Source organism: Ruminococcus sp. 1001136sp1 (assembly GCF_039841815.1).
GTDB lineage: Bacteria > Bacillota > Clostridia > Lachnospirales > Lachnospiraceae > Blautia_A > Blautia_A faecis.
Genome location: NZ_JBDPGY010000001.1, coordinates 23360 through 44993, shown reverse-complemented (window position 1 = coordinate 44993; position 21634 = coordinate 23360). Strand labels below are relative to the sequence as shown.

22 protein-coding genes are annotated in these 21634 nt (G+C 48.7%); 1 reads left to right on the top strand and 21 read right to left on the bottom strand.

Going from position 1 to position 21634, the window contains the following annotated elements:
- From ABHC48_RS00240 to ABHC48_RS00190, 11 genes are all read right to left on the bottom strand, one after another.
- A partial coding sequence (locus ABHC48_RS00240) for a relaxase/mobilization nuclease domain-containing protein (protein WP_347505117.1) occupies positions 1–1329 on the bottom strand: 1329 nt, incomplete at its 3' end.
- A 79-nt stretch (positions 1330–1408) separates the two neighbouring features.
- Positions 1409–1699: a CD1845 family protein gene (locus tag ABHC48_RS00235; protein ID WP_117552653.1), complete on the bottom strand. Its 291-nt coding sequence runs from the start codon at positions 1697–1699 to the stop codon at positions 1409–1411.
- An 85-nt stretch (positions 1700–1784) separates the two neighbouring features.
- Positions 1785–2129, bottom strand: a complete 345-nt coding sequence (gene mobC / locus ABHC48_RS00230; protein WP_117552652.1) for a plasmid mobilization relaxosome protein MobC — start codon at positions 2127–2129, stop codon at positions 1785–1787.
- Entirely contained in the window at positions 2126–2824 is a 699-nt protein-coding gene (locus tag ABHC48_RS00225; RefSeq protein WP_117552651.1) for a hypothetical protein, read from the bottom strand. Before ABHC48_RS00225 ends, mobC begins: the two co-directional genes overlap by 4 nt.
- A complete protein-coding gene (locus tag ABHC48_RS00220; protein ID WP_117552650.1) occupies positions 2824–3744 on the bottom strand; it encodes a DUF4316 domain-containing protein in 921 nt (306 codons plus the stop codon). The genes ABHC48_RS00225 and ABHC48_RS00220 overlap by 1 nt, the downstream gene beginning before the upstream one ends.
- A gap of 13 nt (positions 3745–3757) precedes the next feature.
- Entirely contained in the window at positions 3758–4390 is a 633-nt protein-coding gene (locus tag ABHC48_RS00215; RefSeq protein ID WP_117552649.1) for a hypothetical protein, read from the bottom strand.
- A 153-nt stretch (positions 4391–4543) separates the two neighbouring features.
- The gene (locus tag ABHC48_RS00210) at positions 4544–4912 is read right to left on the bottom strand and encodes a cysteine-rich VLP protein (RefSeq protein WP_055156923.1); all 369 of its coding nucleotides are present in this window, start codon (positions 4910–4912) and stop codon (positions 4544–4546) included.
- 5 nt (positions 4913–4917) lie between these two features.
- Positions 4918–5301, bottom strand: a complete 384-nt coding sequence (locus ABHC48_RS00205) for a hypothetical protein (protein WP_025580944.1) — start codon at positions 5299–5301, stop codon at positions 4918–4920.
- Entirely contained in the window at positions 5298–7406 is a 2109-nt protein-coding gene (locus tag ABHC48_RS00200; protein WP_055156921.1) for a DNA topoisomerase 3, read from the bottom strand. The genes ABHC48_RS00205 and ABHC48_RS00200 overlap by 4 nt, the downstream gene beginning before the upstream one ends.
- A 3-nt stretch (positions 7407–7409) precedes the next feature.
- Entirely contained in the window at positions 7410–7535 is a 126-nt protein-coding gene (locus ABHC48_RS00195; protein WP_081017347.1) for a DUF3789 domain-containing protein, read from the bottom strand.
- A gap of 65 nt (positions 7536–7600) precedes the next feature.
- Entirely contained in the window at positions 7601–8110 is a 510-nt protein-coding gene (locus tag ABHC48_RS00190; protein ID WP_055158503.1) for an SLOG family protein, read from the bottom strand.
- A gap of 149 nt (positions 8111–8259) precedes the next feature.
- Here ABHC48_RS00190 and ABHC48_RS00185 point away from each other — a divergent pair, with 149 nt between their 5' ends.
- Entirely contained in the window at positions 8260–8574 is a 315-nt protein-coding gene (locus ABHC48_RS00185) for a helix-turn-helix transcriptional regulator (protein ID WP_005361112.1), read from the top strand.
- A 119-nt stretch (positions 8575–8693) separates the two neighbouring features.
- On the opposite strand, the gene ABHC48_RS00180 is transcribed toward ABHC48_RS00185, so the two are convergent.
- The 10 genes from ABHC48_RS00180 to ABHC48_RS00135 all read right to left on the bottom strand — a co-directional run bounded on the left by ABHC48_RS00180 (position 8694) and on the right by ABHC48_RS00135 (position 21601).
- Positions 8694–9107 (bottom strand): deoxyuridine 5'-triphosphate nucleotidohydrolase, encoded by a 414-nt coding sequence (locus ABHC48_RS00180; protein WP_005361111.1) that lies wholly within the window; start codon positions 9105–9107, stop codon positions 8694–8696.
- Positions 9104–9871 (bottom strand): FAD-dependent thymidylate synthase, encoded by a 768-nt coding sequence (locus tag ABHC48_RS00175; RefSeq protein WP_199596375.1) that lies wholly within the window; start codon positions 9869–9871, stop codon positions 9104–9106. The genes ABHC48_RS00180 and ABHC48_RS00175 overlap by 4 nt, the downstream gene beginning before the upstream one ends.
- The gene (locus tag ABHC48_RS00170) at positions 9867–10208 is read right to left on the bottom strand and encodes a hypothetical protein (RefSeq protein ID WP_223385985.1); all 342 of its coding nucleotides are present in this window, start codon (positions 10206–10208) and stop codon (positions 9867–9869) included. The genes ABHC48_RS00175 and ABHC48_RS00170 overlap by 5 nt, the downstream gene beginning before the upstream one ends.
- A gap of 59 nt (positions 10209–10267) precedes the next feature.
- Positions 10268–11266: a nucleotidyl transferase AbiEii/AbiGii toxin family protein gene (locus ABHC48_RS00165; RefSeq protein ID WP_064785857.1), complete on the bottom strand. Its 999-nt coding sequence runs from the start codon at positions 11264–11266 to the stop codon at positions 10268–10270.
- Positions 11263–11928, bottom strand: a complete 666-nt coding sequence (locus ABHC48_RS00160; protein WP_179960456.1) for a DUF6088 family protein — start codon at positions 11926–11928, stop codon at positions 11263–11265. Before ABHC48_RS00160 ends, ABHC48_RS00165 begins: the two co-directional genes overlap by 4 nt.
- 133 nt (positions 11929–12061) lie before the next feature.
- Complete coding sequence (locus ABHC48_RS00155) at positions 12062–12544, bottom strand: hypothetical protein (RefSeq protein WP_015542949.1); 483 nt, start codon at positions 12542–12544, stop codon at positions 12062–12064.
- Between the two features lie 62 nt (positions 12545–12606).
- Positions 12607–17517, bottom strand: a complete 4911-nt coding sequence (gene srtB / locus ABHC48_RS00150; protein WP_117552648.1) for a class B sortase — start codon at positions 17515–17517, stop codon at positions 12607–12609.
- A 39-nt stretch (positions 17518–17556) separates the two neighbouring features.
- The gene (locus ABHC48_RS00145; RefSeq protein ID WP_117468867.1) at positions 17557–18669 is read right to left on the bottom strand and encodes a DUF4366 domain-containing protein; all 1113 of its coding nucleotides are present in this window, start codon (positions 18667–18669) and stop codon (positions 17557–17559) included.
- Positions 18659–18904 (bottom strand): DUF4315 family protein, encoded by a 246-nt coding sequence (locus tag ABHC48_RS00140; protein ID WP_117505244.1) that lies wholly within the window; start codon positions 18902–18904, stop codon positions 18659–18661. Before ABHC48_RS00140 ends, ABHC48_RS00145 begins: the two co-directional genes overlap by 11 nt.
- An 18-nt stretch (positions 18905–18922) precedes the next feature.
- Positions 18923–21601, bottom strand: a complete 2679-nt coding sequence (locus tag ABHC48_RS00135; protein WP_117552647.1) for a CD1108 family mobile element protein — start codon at positions 21599–21601, stop codon at positions 18923–18925.
- Positions 21602–21634 lie beyond the last annotated feature (33 nt).

Below are 21634 nucleotides of genomic sequence, written 5' to 3'. Positions count from 1 at the left end.
TTCTTTCATATCATTTTTGGCCTGCTTATAGGCAGAATAGGCTTTCCGTTTTTGTTCCAGAAGATCGGTGTATTCCTCCCGGAGAGATTTGACAGAGGGGAGCTTTTTGATTCCCAGCTCGTCAAAATGATTCTTTGCCGCCTGGTGCAGCAGAATTTCAGCTTCATGTTCTGTTCGGAATTTTTTGCTGTACCCGGCTTTGCGATATTCTACATAGACAGCCCGCGTTTTCGCATAGTTTACGATCTGTTTTTGCAGCTCGGCATTGGCGTTCATTTTTGACTCCAGATCTTTGATCTGAACGGATAAGGTATTGAAATTAGTGGTAGTGGCGTTGGCTTTTTCCAGAAGATCCTCATAACCCATATCGCCATGTTCTTTTAAGTAGAGCACTGCCTGAGAAAGCTGCTTTAGGTTGAACACTTTTGCCCAGCGCTCATAACCAGGGCCCTTGCCGGAACGGATTGCAACTTCAATATCAACCAGCAATCCAACTTTGGAAACCGTTTTTTTAGAAAAGGCATGGCGGGGTTTTACTGTCCGTGTACCGGCAATCCGTTCTTTGATGGCTTGTTCTGTATAATCGCCTTTGAGCGTATCGCATCGGGTATAATTTTCTTGTCCCGGAACTCGGAACCGAAGATGTTTTCTTTCACGGTTGACTTCCAGCCCAGCAGTTTCCAGCTTCTGTAGAAGTTCCTCAAAATCTTTTGGCTTTTCCTCTAATGCAGCATCAATAGCAATGCGTATCTGCTCCTGAAAGGAAGGCTGCTTTTTATTCCCCAGCCATGTGCCATAATGCTCCCGGCTGGGTTTCGGATTTTCTACAATCGAAAGTCCATGTTCCAAACACAGCTTGTCATTCATTCGCCGGATTGCCCAGGTAGAACCCCAGAAGTTGCGAAATTTTTTCTGACAGTCCAGTGTAGTAGAGTTGATAATGATGTGATTATGGACATGGTGCTTATCCACATGGGTGCAGACAACAAAGGCATGGTTTCCTTTTGTGAGCTTCAGTGCCAGCTCCCTGCCGATCTGATTAGCTTCTTCTGGCGTAACTTCGCCGGGCTTAAATGCCTGACGGAGATGGTAGGCGATCACATCATCTGCACCCTGATTTCTGCCGGTCAGATTTGCATACTGTCGTTTGGACAGAAGAAACTCTGCATCAGCAAGCCGGGTATCACACTCATAGCCATAAATGAATTTTCCAAAATCGGTTTTCTGCGGATTTTCTACATAATCAATAATATCTGCAATCGCAGTAGAGATATTCCGACCTTTTCCTACATGCAGAGGCATCAGTCTTGTGGTCGCTATTTTCGTCACCTCCTTAACTTAATTTCAATCAGAGAAGTTATAATTGCAGAAAAAGAGCGGGGCTGCCTATGCGCCCCGCCAAATCTGCTTAACCAAATATAAAATCCTTTAAGGCACTGTTTGCCCCGCCAATGATCCCTACCAGCCATGCAGCCGCCAGAGGCAGACCGTATGGACTGATAAGAAAGGCGATCATAAGCCATGCAAGACCCGGCAAAAAACCTGCGACAAAGAACAGCACCAATGCCGCCAGAAAGATGATCCCGGAAAGAATCCCAAGTACCGCACCGGAAAAAACCACTAAAAATTTACATACCAGATAAAGAATCCCCGTAACCAGCATAAAGGGAAGTGCCAGTAATTTACCTATCAAACGCATACGCTTTGCCTCCTTTCAGAAGGGCATCTGCCCTTATAAAAATTTTACCGTGACGGCAAAAAGAAAGCAACGGCTTTCCGGTTGTTTATGAAATGTTTGCAAATCCCCGGATTAGTTTATCCATGCCATCCCAAAGGCTGTCCAGACGGGTGCGGATGTCCTCTATATCTGCGGCATAAATACTGCCGGTCTCATTGGCCCGTCTGGTATATTGGTTTAAGTTATTGGAACAAATGCGGAGAAGTCGGATCATTTCTTGAATGTCTCCCATATCAAGGTGAATGATGTAACCGTCTACGGCCATCTTTCGCAGATATGCCGACAGGTTGGTAATGCCAAGTTCCGCCATGCGTTCTTTTACCAGTTCGGCCTCCGCTTCGGACATGACAAATTCGACGCGGACGGATTTTTTGTTATGCCTGCCCTTCATCGTTCCAACCCTCTTTTATGAGATGAGACCTCCTGTGTTGAAACCACCGTCTTTGCTCTTTTGAGTTTTTCCCGCAGGGTGGTCTTTTCCAGCTTATCAAGATATTCCTCCAGATTTCCGGCTGTCGCATGATAGCTGCGTTTGAAGCGTTCCCGTTTTAGGATCATCATCAGCTCCGGCTCATTTTCCGGCAGATAAGTCATTGTTTTAGGGACTCCATGCTCTGGCATAAGCCGGTTCATAAGCTGTCTCCGTTCCTGATAGGGAATCGTGATAACATTTCCATCCTCAAATGCAACGGCTACATTTCCGATTGGACAGGTCAGCTTTTTCATCCGTTCCACATGTTCTCTATAATTTAGCGGATAGAGATCGCCAAATATTTTTCCGTCCCTGACTTCTTTCGAAGAGATGGCATAAGCCAAAACTGGATCATTTGTCTGTTCATGGTAAAACCGCCACACTTTATTTTCATGGCTTCCATCCAGATAAACTTCCCGTTCGCGCAGGGTATAGGTTCCGCAGGAGCGTGACATCCAAAGAAGCTGTTTATCCTCTGAACGTTCTGACACAGCCAGTTTTGAGATTAGTTCTTTATCCAGGTCAAAGTCCTCTTTATAATGTTGGGTATGAAGATCTACGATACGGGAAAGAGCACCCAGAAGATCTACATCCTCAAATCTTACCTCGGCCATCAGCGTTCCCTTTCCGGCACAGGAGGGATCATCTGCCTTGCTTCATGCTCCGGTTTGTCTGCTTTCAAACGGTCCATCAAAGACGGCTTTGCTTCCGGCACCAGCTCCCGGATTTCTTCATCCGTCTGTCCGTCTGTCAGATCCGGGCGCACAGGAGGTTCGTTGTTCAGCCTGCCATCCAGCATATTGTAGTTGCCGGTCTGACCTTCCTCATAAAGTTCCGCATTGCGCAGATAACTCTCCGGCGCCTGAAATGGCTGTCCGGCAAACAGAATTTCTCTTTGGGTGGTAAACTGTGCAAGGACCCCATTTTGCAGTCTTGCAAATTCTTCATACTGGCGCAGGGTAAGCCCTCGTTCCAGCATTTCCGCCTGGGTATGCGCCCAGCCTTCTCCATAGAGAAAATAGTACATGTCGGGCTGATCACAGACAAAACACAGGGAACCGTCCTGATTGTCATAGTAAGATGGCTGCATATTCTGGTAATGGCAGCGTTCCTCACGCCCCAAATACACACGGTTGTCCGCACCCAGCATAGCGACCATACCCGCGTAATTACTATGGACCGCAGAGCGGATTTCTACCAGCGGATCTGTTTGAGAAGGAATCTGTCTGCCCGGAATCTCATTTTGTTTTTCCGCTGCATCATTTCTTGGTATCACTTCTTCATGGCTGCGTGCATCCAGCTCCGATTGAGATGTTCCTTTCCGAACAGCACCGGGCTCCGGTTCTTTTTCTTTCACATAGTATCGGACATTTGCTGTCGTATGTTCGTTGGCTTCCTTTGCATAGTTTTCAGCAGCAGCTTTGGTATCAAACTCCAACGGTTTTCCATTTTCCTTGCACCAGCTTTGTGCCGGTCCGAAAATAGAAGTGCTGCTTCGTACTGCCCATACACCATAGGTCCGTTTCCTTTCCATTTCGCATCCCTCCTTATCGTTCCTGCTGTTTGGAAGTTTGTTGCTTTTTTACTGGGTCTGCCGGTTTTGTTGCCTTTAGCTGCTGACGGAGAGAATTCTTATGCTCCGGTTCGGAATCTGTGATGTTGACATATTCGCCAATGATACAGAGCGCTTCTCCATAACTGCCGGAAACAAATACCCGATCAGACATTTCTTTTGCCTGTTCTTTCAAACCATGCTCCCGCAAAGTACGGGAAGCAATACCCAGCAGATTAAAAATGTTCCCATCTGCTCCGATCAGCGGACAATCCGGTTTATCTGCCAACGCTTCCGGTGTTTCTATAAATCCGCCTAAATAATTCGGCACAAAGTCCGACAGCCATGTGCCGCCATAGACTTCATGGGTCTGTAAACGCCACAGGGCAAGTTTTCCTATATCCAGTTTCACATCATCAAACGGGTAAAGCAGACAGGTCAGTTCGCCGTGCTGAAAAGCAGCCACATTCTCAAACTGACAGCCATCTTTCAATATGCCTGCTTTTGTCAGCATTTCATTGATCCCGTCCACCCACTCTGTCAGATCCCCGCCACAGCCCTGTAAAATCAGTCCTTCCTTATCCGGCATGCGGCGAAGGTCCTCCGCGGTAATCGTGTTGATATTCAAAAAATCGCCTCCTATCGTTTTTGTTAAAATATATGTTTTGTCTGCAACTTAACCTCATTTCAAAGCACCGGAGTATTCTTATACAGCTCCCTTGAAAACAGGTGCAAAAAGCCCTTGAAAATCAAGGACTTTTAAGGCTAAGTTGCGGACATATCATGGTTGGTTTTGCCGCTTCCGGCGTTTGCGTTCCCGCTCGGATTTCCGTCTTGCATAGACCCGGCAGGCAGCGGAACAATATGCCTGGCTGGTTGTAGGAAGATATGCCTTTCCACACACAGGGCATATTTTCTGTCTCATGGAGGTGTCCTCGCCGGTAATGGCTGATTCCAGTGCTGCATCCACCGGCAGCACCGCTTTTTCAAAGTACCTGCAATAAGCACCGGTCCACCATTTATTCAGCATGTAACAAGGGCTGTCCAGAGGAAGGCAGATCTTATCCTGGGAGTCATAGTTGGCGCAAAGCTCCGTAACCAGCTTTCGGATCGTAGCCCGCTCCGAGCGGTTCAATTCTCTCTCCGCCATAACGCCTACCTTTCCGGGGCTCTGCTTTGCCGACCGCTGGAAATTTCGGTTGTATCAGTAACATTCCTGGGCTGTGAAAGGGCATCGGCGATAGAGTTCCGCTTTTTCTGTTTTGGTTCATGGTAAATAAAAAGTTCATTTTTTCCTGGTACATACAACAATCCATTTTCTTCGCAGCGGAAAATATCACATTCTTTGTCTGTTGAAACGGTATAAAAGTCTTTGTAATCATAAGGTGCTTTTTGCCGATCCTGATAGGTACACAGCCCTAAGTTGGGGTCACTTGCCAGCCGTTTCGATATGGCGAAAAAGTCGCCTTCTTTTTTGTGAAATTTTCGTATGGGCGTGAAGTGATAACCGCCATATTCAAAGGTTTTTCGATCGCTCATTTACGCCTGCCTTTCTTTACTGGAAATTCCAGCTTGAAATTCACATATTTACCGCCGGTATCATCCAGAATCACTTCCGCATCATAGGTCCTTCCTGTTTTTTCACTGTAAAGCCCGGACATAGAAATGCGGCCCTCTTTCAAAAGAGCCGCTGCCACAGACTTTGTGATAGATTTTTTCTTGCTGGAAAAGAAACGGTTATCTTTCCAAAGAGCAAAAGAACATTCCCTGTTGCCGCAGAAAAAACCTTTCTTTCCTTCAAATACCGGGGCACCGCAGCGGGGACATACCCCCACGGCTTCGTGTGCAGTTCCTTTGGAAGAAGGAAACAGATCCGCAAAACGTTCTTCCGGGGTAGTATGTTCTTTTACCAGCGTCCGGCTCATATCTGCAATCTGATCCATAAAAGATGTTGCCGACAGTTCGCCATGTTCCACTTGTTTCAGCATGGATTCCCATTCTGCAGTTAAGATGGGAGATTTGATATTGTCCGGCAGGACTGCGATCAGGTTCTTTCCTTTTTCCGTAGGAATGAGCTGCTTTTTCTTTCGCTGTACAAATCCGGCAGAAACCAGCTTTTCCAGTGTTGCCGCACGGGTAGCCGGAGTACCCAATCCTTTACGCTCGGCATCTTCCGGCATATCTTCCGCACCGGCAGTCTCCATAGCGGACAGCAGTGTGTCCTCCGTATAGTGTTTCGGCGGTGAAGTTTTCCCTTCACGGAGACTTGCTGATACAGCTTCAAAAGTCTGTCCTTCCTGCAGCACAGGGAGAGCGACAGCTTCATTTTCTTTGTGTTCCGTTTCACTCTGCCTGATACTCATACGGTGAATCCGTTCCACCTCTTTCCAGCCGGACTGTAAAATAGTCTTTCCTTTTGCCGTAAAAGTATATCCCTGGCAGTCCAATATAGCGGTGACCGCTTCAAATCGGTGTACCTGCGTTGTGGCACAAAGCAGTCTGACGGCAAGCAGGGTAAGCACATCCCGCTCCCCGGAAGGAAGCTCTGACAGGTCTGTCCGTGCGATTTCCACAGTTGGGATAATGGCATGGTGGTCAGTCACTTTGCTGTCATCTGTTACCCGGTCAATGTCCGGCTCTCCGGCGTAGCCTTTTCCAAAGGTCATATTGTCACGCAGCCACAGGATCAGGGAAGCGGCGGTTGCCTGCATGTCCTTCGTCAAATACTGGCTGTCCGTTCTCGGATAGGTTGCCAGCTTCTTTTCATAGAGAGATTGCACATAATCAAGGGTCTGTTGAGCCGTATAGCCATAAATACGGTTACATTCCCTTTGCAGAGTTGTAAGGTCATAAAGGCGGGGAGGCTGTATAGTTTTTACCTGCTTTTCCACAGAACGCACAAAAGCGGAGTTGTGGTCACAGTCCATACGGATTTTTTCAGCCTCGGATCGTTCCGTCATTTTTTCGCCGGAAGCAGTAAAACCTCCGCAGGTGATTTCCGGCACATAAAAAGGCTTACTGATGAAGGATTCAATATCCGACTCACGCTGTACCAAAAGTGCCAGTGTCGGTGACATAACACGGCCGACATTTAGGGTGACACCATACAGGACAGAAAAAAGCCGGGTGGCATTGATCCCGATCAGCCAGTCGGCTCCTGCCCGGCAGACCGCCGCATCATAGAGCTTATCGTAATCACTGCCGGGGTGGAGATGGTCAAAGCCCTCACGGATCGCCGCATCCTCCATACTGGAAATCCAAAGGCGCTCCATAGGCTTTTTACATCCGGCATATTCATAGACCAGACGGAAGATCAGTTCTCCTTCTCGTCCGGCATCCGTAGCGCATACCACGGAATCCACCCGTTTGTCCTTCATCAATCGGCACAAAAGGGCAAGCTGCGTTTTCTTATCCTTTGGCACTTCATATTTCCAGTTTTCCGGTAGGATCGGAAGATCCTCATACCGCCATTTGGCGTACTGTTCTTTGTAAGCCTCCGGCTGTGCCAGTTCCAAAAGATGTCCCACGCACCAGCTCACCAGATAGCCGGAACCTTCGAGATAACCGTCTTTTCTTTCCGTTGCGCCTAATACTGCTGCCAGTGACATAGCAACAGAGGGCTTTTCTGCAATCACAAGTTTCAATTTTTATTCCTCCTTCATAGTTTCAAATTCTTTATCCGCAAGTTTTCCGGTTTGCATAAGACACATCAACATAACGCCGGAAGCCATTCCTCCGGCAAAGGTAAGGAAATGTGAAATCAGGTTCCACATAAGCATTCCTCCTAAAAATGGGTAAAGAAAAACGCCCACTTCAAAGTGAGCGCATCAACAGGTATCTATTTTGTTTTTGGTTTCAAGTGATCCGGCAGGACGATCTCTCCAACCGGGATTTCCCGCAGTTCCTTTTTCATCCGATGGGTGAAGCGGATCGTCTTTGCCGTACCGCCGGTTTCCCGTCCGTCATATACAGCGATCACTCGGTCGGAGTGCTCCACCATATAGCGGTTTCTGTGGGAGTAGACGCTTGGGAGATATTTTTCCTGTATGACAACAACATCCGCACAAGCCTCCAGCAGTTCACGGGTTCTTGTTTTCTTATTCAGGCTGTCCAGACGTTTGCGGTAAGGGATCACTGCGATCAGCTCCAGCGCCGGATTAGTCTGCTTTCTTTCCAACACCAGCTCTGCAAAATACTGATCCACGCCATCTGCAAAGCCACTCATAAAACAGGTAAATCCATCTGTAACGGCAGCATCGATCTCATGTTCCAAAGCGGCTTTTATTTTGTTGATCTCATTCTGCGGCAAATCCCTGTGTCCGGTAACACAGCAAGTCTTTCCTTTCATCGGTCATCCCTCCATCTGATAGGTAAAATTCTTCACTTTTCATATAGTAATAGATTTAATTTAGCAAGTCAACGATAATACCCTTTTTCCTTTTGCGGATAATAAAGGGGCGTGAGGTACAATCTATTACAGAATGGGAGGTGAAGGCGATGTATGAAGATTTTGTCCCGGAACGATTAGCGAAGCTGCGGACACAAAAAGGAGTTTCCGCACGCGATATGTCTTTATCGTTAGGTCAGGCAAACAACTACATCAATAATATTGAGAATAAAAAGTCACTTCCCGCTATGCAGTCTTTTTTCTACATCTGCGAATATCTGGGTGTGACACCGCAGGAATTCTTTGATGAAGGAAATACCTACCCGGAAACCTTAAAGGAATTCATTGCAGAGGCAAGACAGCTTGATCCTCAATCCATGCAATATATCCTCGGTATTATGAAAGAACTCAATAGCAGAAAGTAAGCGGTCACGGTAATGGCCGCTTTTTTCGTGACTTTCTTTATTATATTTTATAATGTTCTCGAAATGTCCGCTCCCTATACCGATAAGTATTCAAAAACTGTTCTCCAAACAGCCTTTTTCTATTCGCCGGTACTGCCAAAGCTGCCGGTTCCTCGTTCTGTTCCCAGATCGGTTACAAAATCCGCAATGACGATCGGCGTGATCACAAGCTGCCCGATACGGGCTCCCTTAAAAAGAGACTGCGCCTGATTGCTTACATTGCTGATGATCGCATGGATCTCTCCACGGTAGCCGGAATCCACAGGCGGCAGTTCACAGACCAGACCTTTTACCGCCATGCTGGTACGGGGAAAGATATATCCCGCATATCCATCCGGTATTTCCAGTCCAAAACCCAAAGGAATTTTGGCGATTTCTCCGGGCTGTAAGGTACAGTCATAGGGCAGATAAACATCCGCTCCGGCATCATTGCCATGCGGACGGTAAGGACGCTGGTGCTCCGGTACGCCAAAGTCGATCAGTTTTATTTTCATCGGCAGTCTCCTTCCCAAAGAGCAGGATAATCTTTTTCCAAAATATCCTCTGGCGTCATATTTGCCTGCAGTTTTCGTCCGCAGGTCATTTTCCCTTCCAGACATCGATCCATCTGACAAAAAGGCCCGGTCAGTGATGGGGCAAACAAAGTAGGGCTTAGTTCATAAAGTTCTTTCCAGACCTTTAGCAGCACGATCCTTGTTTCATCTGTATTTCTCCGGCATACCCGCTGGCTGATGATATGTTTCCACTGATAAGGGGTGGCGCTGATGAGCAGTACATTCCGCAATCCCTGGGGCGTGGCATAGCCGGCCGCATCGTGCCCGCTTCCGGCAGTGCACAGGGCTTCATAACATTTCATGCTTTCATTACAGCTTTTTAAGTACAGTTCCCGTACCACTGCCGGAGCCGTCATAATAGAATACGGGACAGCGAAATCCGCCTGTCCCGTATAGTTGCTGTACTGCAGCGATGCACTCATAAATTTTACTTCGTTCTGGTGGCGGGTGATCTGCGCCAGAAAACGCCTGCTGGCGCCGACAATGGCTACCGTGATCACCGCAAATTTCTGGATGGTAGGATGGGGAAGCGCCCCCATAGCTGCTACTGTCTGAACGCTGAATGATTTTTCGTAGAGCTCCATCAGGTCGTCCATTGAGGCAATCTTATGTCCCTGCTGGGTAAGCCTTGCCGCAAAGACCATGTTTTTTTCTGCTTCCGCTACCGCCTGGCAGTTCAAAATTTTTACTTCAATCTGTTTAATTGGTATGTCCCTCCTTTACAATCGCTTTCAGTAAGAACAGATAGTTAAGACTGTCTGTGATCTTTTCGTCCCATGTGTCCATCGGATAAACCACTTCTTCGGCAAAGCACATATCGTATAGAGAAACAATATGCTTTGCCAGCATACCGGCAAGGGCACGCTGGGGCGTTGTGTGCTGTAAAGCTGCCGCTGCCTTAAATGCACCCAGCCGGTCCGGGTCATCCCCGGTGTATTCTTTGGTTTTCCGTTTCAAGGTATCAGCACAGAGCCGCACCTGTTCGTCAAAAACGGCATTGACTTCATTTTGCGTAATATAGCATCCCTCCTTTGAAAACAAGAAACCGGCTATTCTAAAGCATCTTAGAATAGCCGGCAAATAAATGGATATGTAATTGTTTATAGTGTATTGATCTCTTTTTCCAGTTCCTGGACCGCTGCTATGACTGTCTCAAATGTCGGAACATCCCCATACAACATATCCTGCATAGAGTTATAGTCCGCTTCCAATGCTGCAAACCGATATTCCGGCGGGAGTAATTTTAATGTGCCCGGCACAGCCTCCGGGTACTTCGCCCATGATCTGGGATAGAATTTCATTTTGAAATCTACAACTTTCTTCAGGAGGTCAAGCCTGGAAAAAGCAGCTTCTTTAACCGGTGTTGCAGCCATGCGGTAGAGATCATAATAATGTCTGGAATACCGCTGCGGCATTTCCAAATGTTCCGGTCTGTTCGCTTCATGGTGCAGGATTGTGGCTTTTTCCCAGAAGGTCCGTTCCGGGGCAACGGTAAGGATTGCGGTTTCTTTTTGCTCAAAAATCTTCGGATAATATTTTGCCGCGTATGGTTCGATCAGCGCTGTTTTTGCAGGAGTCCACGCTGCCAGCGCACCAATCTCTAAACGGATCACCTGTAAAGTCGCCGTATTCGTAAAAAGGTGCGGATAGGCGAAAATGACCGTCTGTTTATCCTTTTCATCTATGTAGACATTTGCTTCACAACCGATTTCCTGGGATAAGCCGGCTTTGACTGCCGGGCAGAATGTTTCGGACAGAAATACCTCTGCACGCACATTGGCTTCTTTGTTAAAAGCATCCTGTTTTGTATTGGAACGTTTCTCCCATGGTTCATCTTTGCCATATCCCAATACACGCCAGTCCAGAATCAAATCAATATCTTCTGAAAACCGGCTGATCAGGTGAAAGGCTTTTGAAAGGCTGGTACCACCCTTAAAGGTGATGGACTCTTTCCATGGTGAGCGGTGAAATAAATAATCCAGCGTAAAACATACCCAAAAGTCTTTTTCCACGATGGCATCATTCAGCCCCATTTTATCTGCTGTATTTCTGAACAGCTCCCTGCGGTCGTTATCTGAAAGTCTTGCTATATTTCTCATTGTACCTTTTCACCTCCACAAATCTGCCGTATCGTATCGTAAACCCAATCCGTAGACTCGGTTGCTTCCTTCAAACAAGCCTGTTTATCCTTGTCTGTCAGTTTTTCGGAAAGCATCTGTATGACTTCTGGCGTAACATTCGATCTGCCAAGCGTTTTTAATGCCTGTATAACCAAACTTGTCATATAGGACAATCCGGTAATCTCCTTATTGGTCCGGTGCTTAAATTCCAGCTTTGTAGAGTTCCACTCGTAGGTCTTATATGGACCATCGCTGATATAGGACCATACTGCTGTTACCTGTGTTGAAAGACCTAACAGGTTCAATGCTGTATTCCCACATGGGGCAATCGTCCAGTGATAACTTCGTGCCAATGCGTTCGCCACCGCTTCCGGGTCTGCCGCCACATATTCATCCAGAAGTTTGCTATATTTTGGTTTTTCATAAACTCCTTTCAAAATACGGCGCAATGTTCCTGATTGCACTAAACGGCTTAAACTTTGACGAATAGTGGATGTATCTGCAATATCCGCAAAATCAGACATCACAAAAACAGTTCCATCTTCAAGAGAAAGAACACGCTCTCGTATTCGTTTTGTATATCCGTTGTCCACAATACCGCCTCCCTTCATGTCACGAATATTATATATTATTCGTGACATGATTGCAATAGGTCCTATTCCTCTTATTTTGAGTGTTCCCATTAAAAATCTGATTTATACATCAAAAATCAAAAATTTTGCAAGGCAGTACAGTTTTCATATATGTCACATATTTTATATATTATTCGTGACATCAGGCAGTTGGCAGGTAGATCCAGTCGTGCATCAGGCACACGCTGGGTTCATCCTCCCTGGGAACCAGACGGTAGGTACATTCCCCATAGACCGTGCGTTTGTCCTCGATCTCCATGCCATAGGCTTTATAAAAGCGGTATTCCAGATTGGAGATAATACAGCGCAGGGTTTGCAGAGCCTCCCTTTGAGCTGATACGATCAGGTCACGGTCAATGCTGCGCTTCAAAAACAGCAGCGATTTGTAAAGCTGTACCTCTGTGCGGTAAGGGCGGCAGTCTTTCGTTTCCAGCCATCCGCAAAAAGCGACCGGTCCGCTCTGGATCACACTGCGGTCCGGGTGATAATACTCATAGCAGTCCAGGTTTGCCGTATTCAGAAGATAGAGCATTTCCCGGACTTCATTTTCCGGCATGTCGTAAAACCGCAAAAGCGAGCGGTAAAGATGGACATAGCCGGGAATGGAAATCATGGTATTTACCATAAAATAAAATCCTCCTTGTAAACAGCAGGTGCGGGAGCTTTTGCCCCCGCACCGTCTAAAATCTATATTTCGTTATCTACTTTCACGAGTTTTCCCATGACAAGAAAGCGTCCTGTGCCGCCCGGCGTACAGGTAGAAAGGGTCAGTACCTTATCGCTGCAGGTCACAGTCACATCACTTTCCACCGCAGAACGTTCCTTCATAGCTGTAAGCCAGGTAGTATAAGCACCGTCATCCTTCCAGGAAAGCTGCCAGGGAGAAGTTTTACTGCCGGATTCTTCCGGTTTTGCTGCAAATGCCGTAAAGATCTCCATGACATAACCCCCCTTCGGAGTAACGAGATACATCTGCCTGTGAGTATCAAAGTAACTTTGTTCATCGTACCGGTTCAGCAAGGCAAACATGGAACCATCCCGCATATTATGACCGTAAATGATCGTATTGCGGTCTGAAAAATCTGCCCGGTTTTCATAGTCGGCAAACAGGCAGCCAACCTTGTTATAGGTCCCGTCATAAAGATGGTTCAGGTAATACTCGTTGTTGTCGGTCTGCGTCACCGGATAATTGAGCACCGTATCAGGAAGAGAAAGCCATCCGATGATGTCCGGTCCATTTTCACGGAGCGTTTCAAAGTCTACCGAAGGCAGGACAATATCGGTATCGTCCCGTTTTGGTTCTGTCGGATCGGGTGCCGACTCCGGGGAAGCTGTCTGCTCCGGCACTTCCACATATCCGGCAAGATCTCGATAGGCATCTTTACTCTCAGCATACTGGTTCAAGTCACGGAACACCAAAAAACCGCTGCCAAGAGCCACCAGAACGCAGAGTGAAAGGACAGAAACCCCGACAGCCGTTCTTTTCAGGGAAGTCCTGCTGTATTTTCCCTTTTTGAAATAATACACAGCAAATACGCTGCCGCCGATCAGTGCGGCTGCCAGCAGTCCGCCATACAGGAAAATATACGGATCATCCCCGGTCTGCGGTACCGGCTTTTGAGGGGTGGAAGGATTGGAGGGAACAGAAGGCTTTTCCGGGTTCTTTGGGTTATCCGGCTTTTCCGGTTTTTCATTAAAGAACTGGACCGTAGATGTCTGATCTGCCTTGATCTCCACCGTAGCGGCATCAGGAATGATGTAATCCTTGCTTGCCCGGTTTGCAACTTCTGTTACGGTATAAATACCGACACGAAGGCCCTTAACTTCAATCACGCCGGATTTTGGAGTGGTGAATGTCTCGCAGTAGGAGCCGTCCGCACTCTTAACCTCGATGGCAAAACCATCTTTGCGCCCGTCGCTGGAATCCTTTGTGATCTTTAAGTTGCCGCGGTAAGCCTCATTGGTAAATCCGTGCCCGGCTTCTCCATTTTCCACAACTGCGACCTGTCCATCTTCTGTGATGGAAAAATAGTAAGCGTTTGAGTCAGGCTGATAGCCCTCCGGCGCTTTGCTTTCTTTGATAAAGTAGCCGCCAGCCAGAAGGTTTTCCGCCGTATGATAGCCTGCATCGGTTTCTTTCAGCGTACCGATCTTTTGATCGTCAGGATCATATTCCTGGTTGGCGTTGGAATCCGCATACAGGTCGAACACTGCACCGGGCAGGAAGCGCAGGAAAGAATTCTTGTCTTTCTTATCCTCCTTTTCCACAGGGGACGGTTCCTCCACAGCTTCGGTTTTAGTTACCTGCACACTGCCGCGGATCAGGGTGTTTTCCACACGGATCTCGATATGCTGTCCGTCTGCACCGATATATACATGGTGCTGCTGCGGGCTTACCGTATAAAGGTCAGGGGCAGAGATCTCCTTGACGATCCAGGGTCCGTAAGGAATGTTCTCAAAGGAAAAACTGCCGTCTTTTCCGGTAATAGCAGTAAGCAGCGCATTTTCTTCAGTAAATTCTTCGGTATCAGGTCTAAACAGACCCATGAGCGCACCGGCAAGCGTGACATCCTCGCCGCCTTCCGGGTTTTCCCCGACTTTTACACCGTCTACACGCCCACGGAGAAGTTCATTGGAAACAGCCTCGCCTTCATTGACAAGGATCTGTACCAGGGCGGTTTCCTGACCAGCATACTCAAAGACAACCGGATATTCCTGATTCGAAAGGATATAGGCGCCGTTGGTTGTGCGTTCCTTGACATAATAGCTGCCAAAAGGCAGGTCGGAAGCGAAGGAAGCGCTGTAACCGCCGGATTCCTCAGACGAAACAGAGACCACTTCCAGAAGTCCACCTGCCGGGATTACGCTGCCATCTGCCGCCGTCAGGTCTGCGGAAGCATAAAGTCCAAAGGAAATATCCTTATATTCCTCGTTCATGCCAAGACCGAACAGGTCATCGGTCTCCATTGCCTTGAAAAGTGTGACATCCACTTTCTGGCGTTCGTCATAAAGACCGGCCGCTGTCTGTGTAACCTCTACGGTCTCACCCGCATAGGTCAGTTCCACATATTCCGGTTGAGGATTCAACACACAGCCGGAAGGCGCCTGACGTTCCTCCAGACGATAACGGCCAAGATAGAGAGACCCGCTTTTCGCTGTGCCGTCCTCGCCGGTCGTAAGTGTTTCCACAACCGTATCTTTTTCTGCCCGCAAGGTACCGTCACCGGTATAAATATCTTCATCTGCGATCACATCATAGACCGCTCCAGGAAGTCCGGCAACCTCATATACCGGTTGGTACAGTCCGTCGTTTTCCTGGACAGAAGCAAATACTTCTCCGGTCTTTGTGATGGTAAGCTGGCCTTTCTGCGGCATATTGTACTGAGTGACCGTCACAACCGCCTCGCTGCCGTCAATGGTAAACGGTACCGGCTGATCGGAAAGCACATAGCCATAAGGGGCAGCCACCTCATAAAGTTCATAATCCCCGGCGGCCAAAGGCTCCGGCAGCATCAGCCAGCCCTCGTCAGAAACATAGAAGGTATCCAGTGTTTCCGGGTTCGGATAGTAGACGGTCTGGGTGATAAATTCCCCGGTGGAAAGATCCTTGATCTGAAAACCGGTTCCGGTCACAGGGATAATCTTTCCGGTCTCTGCGTCACATTTTTCAACTTTCAGACGGGCTGTGATGGTGCGGTTGTTCAGGATATAGCTGTAAGTCTTTCCGTCAGAGGAAATGAATACCGTAAAGTCCGGGACAAAGGCTTTGCCTTCCTCGCCTGCGATCTGATGGACCGTATAATGTCCATAAGGAAGCGGTTTACTGGAAGCAAAACCATCCGCATCCGTGGTAAGAAGGTCACGTTCACTTTCCTTTGCCGCGTCATAGCTCCCGGCTGCCTTTAAGTAAACTTCAAAGACTGCGCCTGCTTCCGGGCGTTCGATGATACCAGCATTGGGATCGTCGGTATTTTCGCCCTCAGGCACATCCGGGTCCAGGTCATCGGTGTGCTTGACAAGCTGGATATTTCCGTAAATAACCGTTTCCGTCACCTGATTTTCTGTGGTATTGAGTTCCACTTCATACAGGGAAGGGGATGCACCCACTTCATAAATGGTTTCATTCAGAAGATACCCGGTGCTCGGTTCGATTTCCCGGATCGTCCAGCCATCCCCGCATACATAATAGCGGGTCATAAAGCTGCCATCCGGTCCGGTAGTATAAGTGTCGATCAGTTCGCCATCACGGAAGATCCCATAGGCCGCCCCTGCAAGCGTGGCATCCCCCTGAGCATTTCCGGTGTCAGCATCACTCTTTACCACATGGACGCGAAATTTCTTCAGAATATTGCTGAAATGTACCGAAGAAGTCTGCCCGCTTTCAATGGTCACGTACTGTGCGGAAGGGGTCACATAGCGGTCCACCGGAAGTTCTTTTACCAGATAGGTTCCCGGCAGGAGCTTCTTTTCAATCTGGCCGTTTTCTCCGGTCGTAACTTCCTCATTGACTTCATTTCCCAAAATGTCCGTACCGGAGATATGGAAGGTGATACCGGAAACAATGCCGTCCTCACTGGTCTTGACAAGTTTTGCGGTACCGTAAGTTTCCGTTTTGAATTTTACAAAGAAGGAAACCGGATCGCTGGCGCCGGTCATCATGGTCTGGTAGCCGGGTCTGCCCCAGATCAGCATGTCGTTTGCCACCGGGATATTCTTTCGGAATTCAAACAGCACCGGGTCCATCATCATCTGCCTGCTGGTAAAGGTGTATTCATTTCCGTTTCTTGTCACAGAAACGCCGCTGCCTTTCAAAGCCTCCAGATCGATCTTCAAGTTATTGGTATCTGTGACCGTCAGGGTATAGACCTTTTTTTCTACATCCCATTTCAGTTCCAGTTCCGGTGCTTCGCTTTTCTTAGAAGAAGTAAAGGAAGGTACTGTGGAATGGGAAGCGACCTGTGCAAGAATCCAGTCATAGGCTTTTTCTGCCGGTCGTCCGGCGATCACGCTGAAATACTGGTCGGCGTCTGCGTGGCCGTTTCCGTGGCGGTTGTACGGATCGCTTCTAAGTTGCTGCTGGTATTCCCAAAGGATGATCTGGGTTGCCATCTTATAGTCATCCTCGTTGATTCCGGAAACAGGGAGCGCCGCACCGGGTTTCCAGCCATAGATCGCAGTCAGGGTGATCCCCCTCCTTGCCTCGGCAGGAAGCAGGTTCAGGTATTGGCTGTTGGTCCCGCTTTCCGAAACATAGGTATTTTCCGAAGTATGGTAAGGAATCCCGCTCTCCACACAGTAAACCTGGTGGCTGATCCCGTCAGAATCCGTCAGCATATAGTGCCGGTAAGCATTGCCCCCGGAACTGGTGTGTACATCGATGGTTCCGTCTGCATGGTAGGCAAGATAAGTGTAAGGCGCCGGGGCACGGTAGTGGTTCCCATCAGAGCCCACATACTGGTCGCCCAGCCAGGAGCTTGCCGTCTGTCCGACAGACATGGCAAAAGCCTGAGCCGGAAGAAGCCCCAAAATGCTTGCCATACAAAGCAAAAACGCCAACAGCTTGCGAAAGCCGCGGCGTCTGGTTATGATATGTTCCATGAAAAAATCCTCACTTTCATAAAATCTAAAAGGACAGCCTTATTTGCTGTCCTTGTCGTCAAAATCATCCTCGGAAAGATATTCCGGTTCCCCGTATGCCTCATCCGGGTCAAAGCCTTCGCCATAACCGTCATCCTCAAATTCCGCATCGTCCTCGGCCTGCTGTTTCGGACGCACGATTTTTACATAGTAACCGATCCCGCCGACCGCAAGTAAGGCAGCAAGGATAAACAGGATCGTGCCGACGCTGCCGGTTTCTTTCTTCGGCTTTTCCGGTTCTGCCGGTTTTTCAGTTTCCGCCGGCTTTTCTTTTCCTTTGCAGCCATTTAAGTCATTTTTGCAGACCGGACAGCCGGTATTAACCTTTCCTGCCTCACATTTTTCTGTGCAGTTACAGCTTTCTTCCTGGGGGATCATGCTCATGCTGCCATTGTTCTTTTCTGCAAGTGCCATCAGGTCGGACTCTGTGACGCCGTTTAAGAAGTAGACATTGTTATCTTCCCGTTTCCCGTCGATCACCAGATAAAAGACATTGCCCGCGTCCGTAGTGATGGTGTAAAACTGTTTTTCCCCATCCGTACCGCTGATGTTGTCCTGTACCGTTCCGGTGCCTTCCGGGGTAAATGCACCTTCCGGGATCGCAGAAGTATTTTCCTGCTGTCCGGTACTGTTATCTGAACCGGAAGAATTTCCGCCGCCGGAAGGGGTTGCAGCGTTTGAGCCGGAAGGTTTTTCTTCCTTAGGCGGTTTTGTCTGTGTACCGGACGGACTCTGGGGTGCTGTCGTAGCAGGTTTCTTTTCAGGAGCCGGTTCTTTGTAATACGGATTATCCAGCTTTACCACATCAGAACGGTTGCCGGCATAATCTTTTGCGTATATGCTTACCTGTTTTTCTGTTCCGGCATAATCTTTCAGTGCGACCGACGCTTTCCCGTCGGTGAGGGAGTTGATACGGTTTTCATCAACAAAGACCGCCTCCACGCCGGATAGATCGTCACTGCTTTCTATTTTCAGGGCATCGCCCTCCATGGAAGCAGTCAGCGTTGGCGGTGTGGTGTCTTTGGAACCGCCGGCATGAGCCGTTACAGGTAATGCGCTGACACTTACAAGAAGCGTAAGCGCCAGCAGCAGGGAAAGTTTTTTAAGCCTCATGCACATCCTCCTTCTCCTGCGGTAAAACAGTTTCCGAAGGGGCTGCCTGCTGTGATTTCAAAAAATCCGCAAGCTGCTGGGGCGTCAGTTTGAAACTGCGCGCCACCGCTACATAATCGGTATTTTCCAGCTCTGTTTTCTGTTCCTCCAGCTTATGGAGCTTTGCCTGCATTTCCGCAATCCTTGTTTTGGTCTTTTCAATTTCCTTTTCCAGTTTTTCAATTTTAGGATTCAATTTATTACCTCCAATCTGTTAAGGCAGACGCCCAAATGTATAAAAATGCTGCTGCCAGTAGCTTGTATTGATGTTTGCATAAGAAATCGGGTCTCCACAGTGGATCATCATTCCATTTCCCACATAGATCCCTACATGGCTTGCGCCGCTGGTGTTGTAGGTCCCCTGGAAGAAGATCAGGTCGCCCGGTTTTGCATCCGCACTTGATACCGGCGTACATACACCTAAAAGACCATCCGCGGTCAGCCTTCCGAAATTCCAGCCAACGCCGCAGTTGTTGATCACCCAGGACACATAGCCGGAACAGTCAAAGGAAGTGGAAGGGCTTGCGCCTCCCCATACATACGGATAGCCAAGATATTTTTCCGCCTCGGCCATCATTGCGGCAAACTGTTCATCCGCAAGGGCTTCCGGTGGAATGTCATAATCGAAGTAGTTTCCTGTGCCGCCTGAACCAACTTCCGGCAGGTGCCGTTCGCTGGTATCGCCGGTATCGGCAAAATACAGGGGATTCAAATACTGGCCGTCAACCAGGACTTCTAAGTGCAGGTGGGCCCCGGTAGAATTTCCGGTATTCCCGACCTTTGCGATCACATCCCCGGCTTTGACCTCCTGCCCGGCAGAAACAAGGATCTGGGAACAGTGCCCGTATTTGGTCGTCAGGGTATGTCCTTCGTATGCCTCGCCTTCAATAGCGACACACAAGCCATAACCGCCGGCATTTCCCGCAAGGGTGACCGTTCCGTCATGCCCGGCAAGGATCTCTGTGCCCTCCGGCATCCCGATGTCCACACCGGTGTGATAGTTCTTTTCCCCACTGATGGGATGTACCCGGTAGCCGTAATAACTGGTCACATAAGGGAGCCAGTTGGTGCCAAAGACATTTTTGACATACTGGCGGTTTCCTTTTGTCTGCAGCAGGATCTCGCAGATCTCTTTCTGGTCTGCGTTCATCCGGGAAACGACCAGGTTTTCTAGAGGTGTGACTGTGAGCTTGACATTTAAGATGCGCCATTCATAAGGCACTTCCTCCTGGGTTTCTTCCCCGGTTTCCGGATCAACGGAAGTTTCGGTGCGGTAACGGATCTCGGTTTCTTCTGAAAAGGACAGGGTATATTGTTCCTGGAAAAGCTGCCGCAGCACGCTTTCCACTTCATCGTAAGTAAATCCCTGATAAGCAGAAGTCAGATACCCCATCAGCACATACGGGTCATGCTCGATTGCGCCCAGGTTATACCGGTATTCGTCATAGCCGGGGCGGTCTGATTCCACCCGGTCTATTTCCATTTGCAGATCCGTTTCCCATTCGGTATAGGTAAGCTCCGCCTGGTTGATGTCCTGATCATCTGCAAGATAGGTAGAAGCAGCCAGACTTCCCAAACCGCCGGTCCCGATATTGGAGAACGTGGAAAACAGGGATGTGATCAGGAAAATTACCAAAAGGAGAAGCAGGAGGACAAGGCAGATTACAGGGTGCCGTTTGACCGCATGGACAATACCGACGCTGACCCTCTCTGTTGCGACTGCGGCATTTTTTGCCTGTTTCCCGGCTTCACGGGCAGCCTTGGCATACTGCCTTTTCAGTTTTTGTTTCTGCCATATCCGGGCAATCGCATGTTTCTTCAGCTCCGGGTGGTCGCTAAGAGCCTGCCGGTAAGCAAGTCTTGCGTTTGCTTTTGCTGATTTTTGCTGTAATTTCGCTGCCTTTCGGTAGGGGGCAGTTTTATGCCGGTGATATGCCGTGCGAAGCCCTGCCTCGCCCACAAGTTCAGAGCGGTGGGCTGCCTTGATGCCCACATTTTCATCCTCTGCCTCATAAATCTTTTTATGAGCGTAACCAATGGCAGTATTGGCGCCCGCCTTGACCGGACGCAGGGGTACAGGTCCTTTTACATGGACCTTTTGGGATTTGACCTCCTTTTCAAATTTTAAGTGTTTTTTGGCTTTTCCGGTCTCCGGGTCGGAAACCGTCTCCATGCGCAGTTTCTTCCGGGCAGGTAGACGATTTTGCGCCTGCTCTGCTTTTTGTGCAGTCCGTTCCGCCTTCCGTCTTGCATGGGTGAGCTTTTTATCCTTTGTCTCCGGCGGTAGTTCATCCGCAGTAAATTCCAGCTTGGATGTTTTCGGCGGTTCGCTATCCATACCCTTTTCCTTCTGCGCTGCCTGTTCCTCCGCCTGTGCCGCTTCCTGAAAACGCTGCTGATATTTGTTCCCATGCTGGTGTGTTCGGTAACGGTGTTCCTGACCGGATCTGTCTGTGCCGTTCGGTGGGGCTGAGCCTTCGGAAGAAGGAGCATATTTTCCGGTATCATGGTCTGTCACATCCTCTGTTACAAAAGAACGCCTGGAAGCCTCCTGCCGGAAATTGCTTCGCACGTTGTCCTGTATCGGGGGCGCTGTCCTGGTAGCATCCGGTGTCTCAAAGTGTTCCGAAAAACCATCCAAAGCGGTTGCATACGCTTCGCCCTGTTCCAGCAAGGACGCCGGTGTTTCCGGTGACAGATGGGAAAATTCCGTCTGTACAGGGATGTCCTGCCTGTGTGTCTTGCCGTTGACAGAAGAAGGGGTGTCCCGTGCCCTGCGCAGGTCAAAATCCTGTTCGGTCTGCCTGGCTGCCGGTTGATCCTCCCCGTGGGAATCACGCACCGGCATCCGGGTATCTTTGCGCTTCCTTTGAAATTCCCTGTCGTGTGCCATTGTTCTCACCTCCGATCCATTTTAATTTTTGTC

Bases quoted from the DNA above. Each gene is read 5' to 3' on its own strand.
- mobC (WP_117552652.1), bottom strand. From the start codon at position 2,129: ATGAAGGGCAGGCATAACAAAAAATCCGTCCGCGTCGAATTTGTCATG.
- ABHC48_RS00195 (WP_081017347.1), bottom strand. From the start codon at position 7,535: ATGTGGAACCTGATTTCACATTTCCTTACCTTTGCCGGAGGAATGGCT.
- ABHC48_RS00210 (WP_055156923.1), bottom strand. From the start codon at position 4,912: ATGGCGGAGAGAGAATTGAACCGCTCGGAGCGGGCTACGATCCGAAAG.
- ABHC48_RS00180 (WP_005361111.1), bottom strand. From the start codon at position 9,107: ATGAAAATAAAACTGATCGACTTTGGCGTACCGGAGCACCAGCGTCCT.
- ABHC48_RS00185 (WP_005361112.1), top strand. From the start codon at position 8,260: ATGTATGAAGATTTTGTCCCGGAACGATTAGCGAAGCTGCGGACACAA.
- ABHC48_RS00135 (WP_117552647.1), bottom strand. From the start codon at position 21,601: ATGGCACACGACAGGGAATTTCAAAGGAAGCGCAAAGATACCCGGATG.
- ABHC48_RS00165 (WP_064785857.1), bottom strand. From the start codon at position 11,266: ATGAGAAATATAGCAAGACTTTCAGATAACGACCGCAGGGAGCTGTTC.
- ABHC48_RS00225 (WP_117552651.1), bottom strand. From the start codon at position 2,824: ATGGCCGAGGTAAGATTTGAGGATGTAGATCTTCTGGGTGCTCTTTCC.
- ABHC48_RS00145 (WP_117468867.1), bottom strand. From the start codon at position 18,669: ATGAGGCTTAAAAAACTTTCCCTGCTGCTGGCGCTTACGCTTCTTGTA.
- ABHC48_RS00155 (WP_015542949.1), bottom strand. From the start codon at position 12,544: ATGGTAAATACCATGATTTCCATTCCCGGCTATGTCCATCTTTACCGC.
- ABHC48_RS00205 (WP_025580944.1), bottom strand. From the start codon at position 5,301: ATGAGCGATCGAAAAACCTTTGAATATGGCGGTTATCACTTCACGCCC.
- srtB (WP_117552648.1), bottom strand. From the start codon at position 17,517: ATGGAACATATCATAACCAGACGCCGCGGCTTTCGCAAGCTGTTGGCG.
- ABHC48_RS00235 (WP_117552653.1), bottom strand. From the start codon at position 1,699: ATGCGTTTGATAGGTAAATTACTGGCACTTCCCTTTATGCTGGTTACG.
- ABHC48_RS00190 (WP_055158503.1), bottom strand. From the start codon at position 8,110: ATGAAAGGAAAGACTTGCTGTGTTACCGGACACAGGGATTTGCCGCAG.
- ABHC48_RS00160 (WP_179960456.1), bottom strand. From the start codon at position 11,928: ATGTCACGAATAATATATAATATTCGTGACATGAAGGGAGGCGGTATT.
- ABHC48_RS00220 (WP_117552650.1), bottom strand. From the start codon at position 3,744: ATGGAAAGGAAACGGACCTATGGTGTATGGGCAGTACGAAGCAGCACT.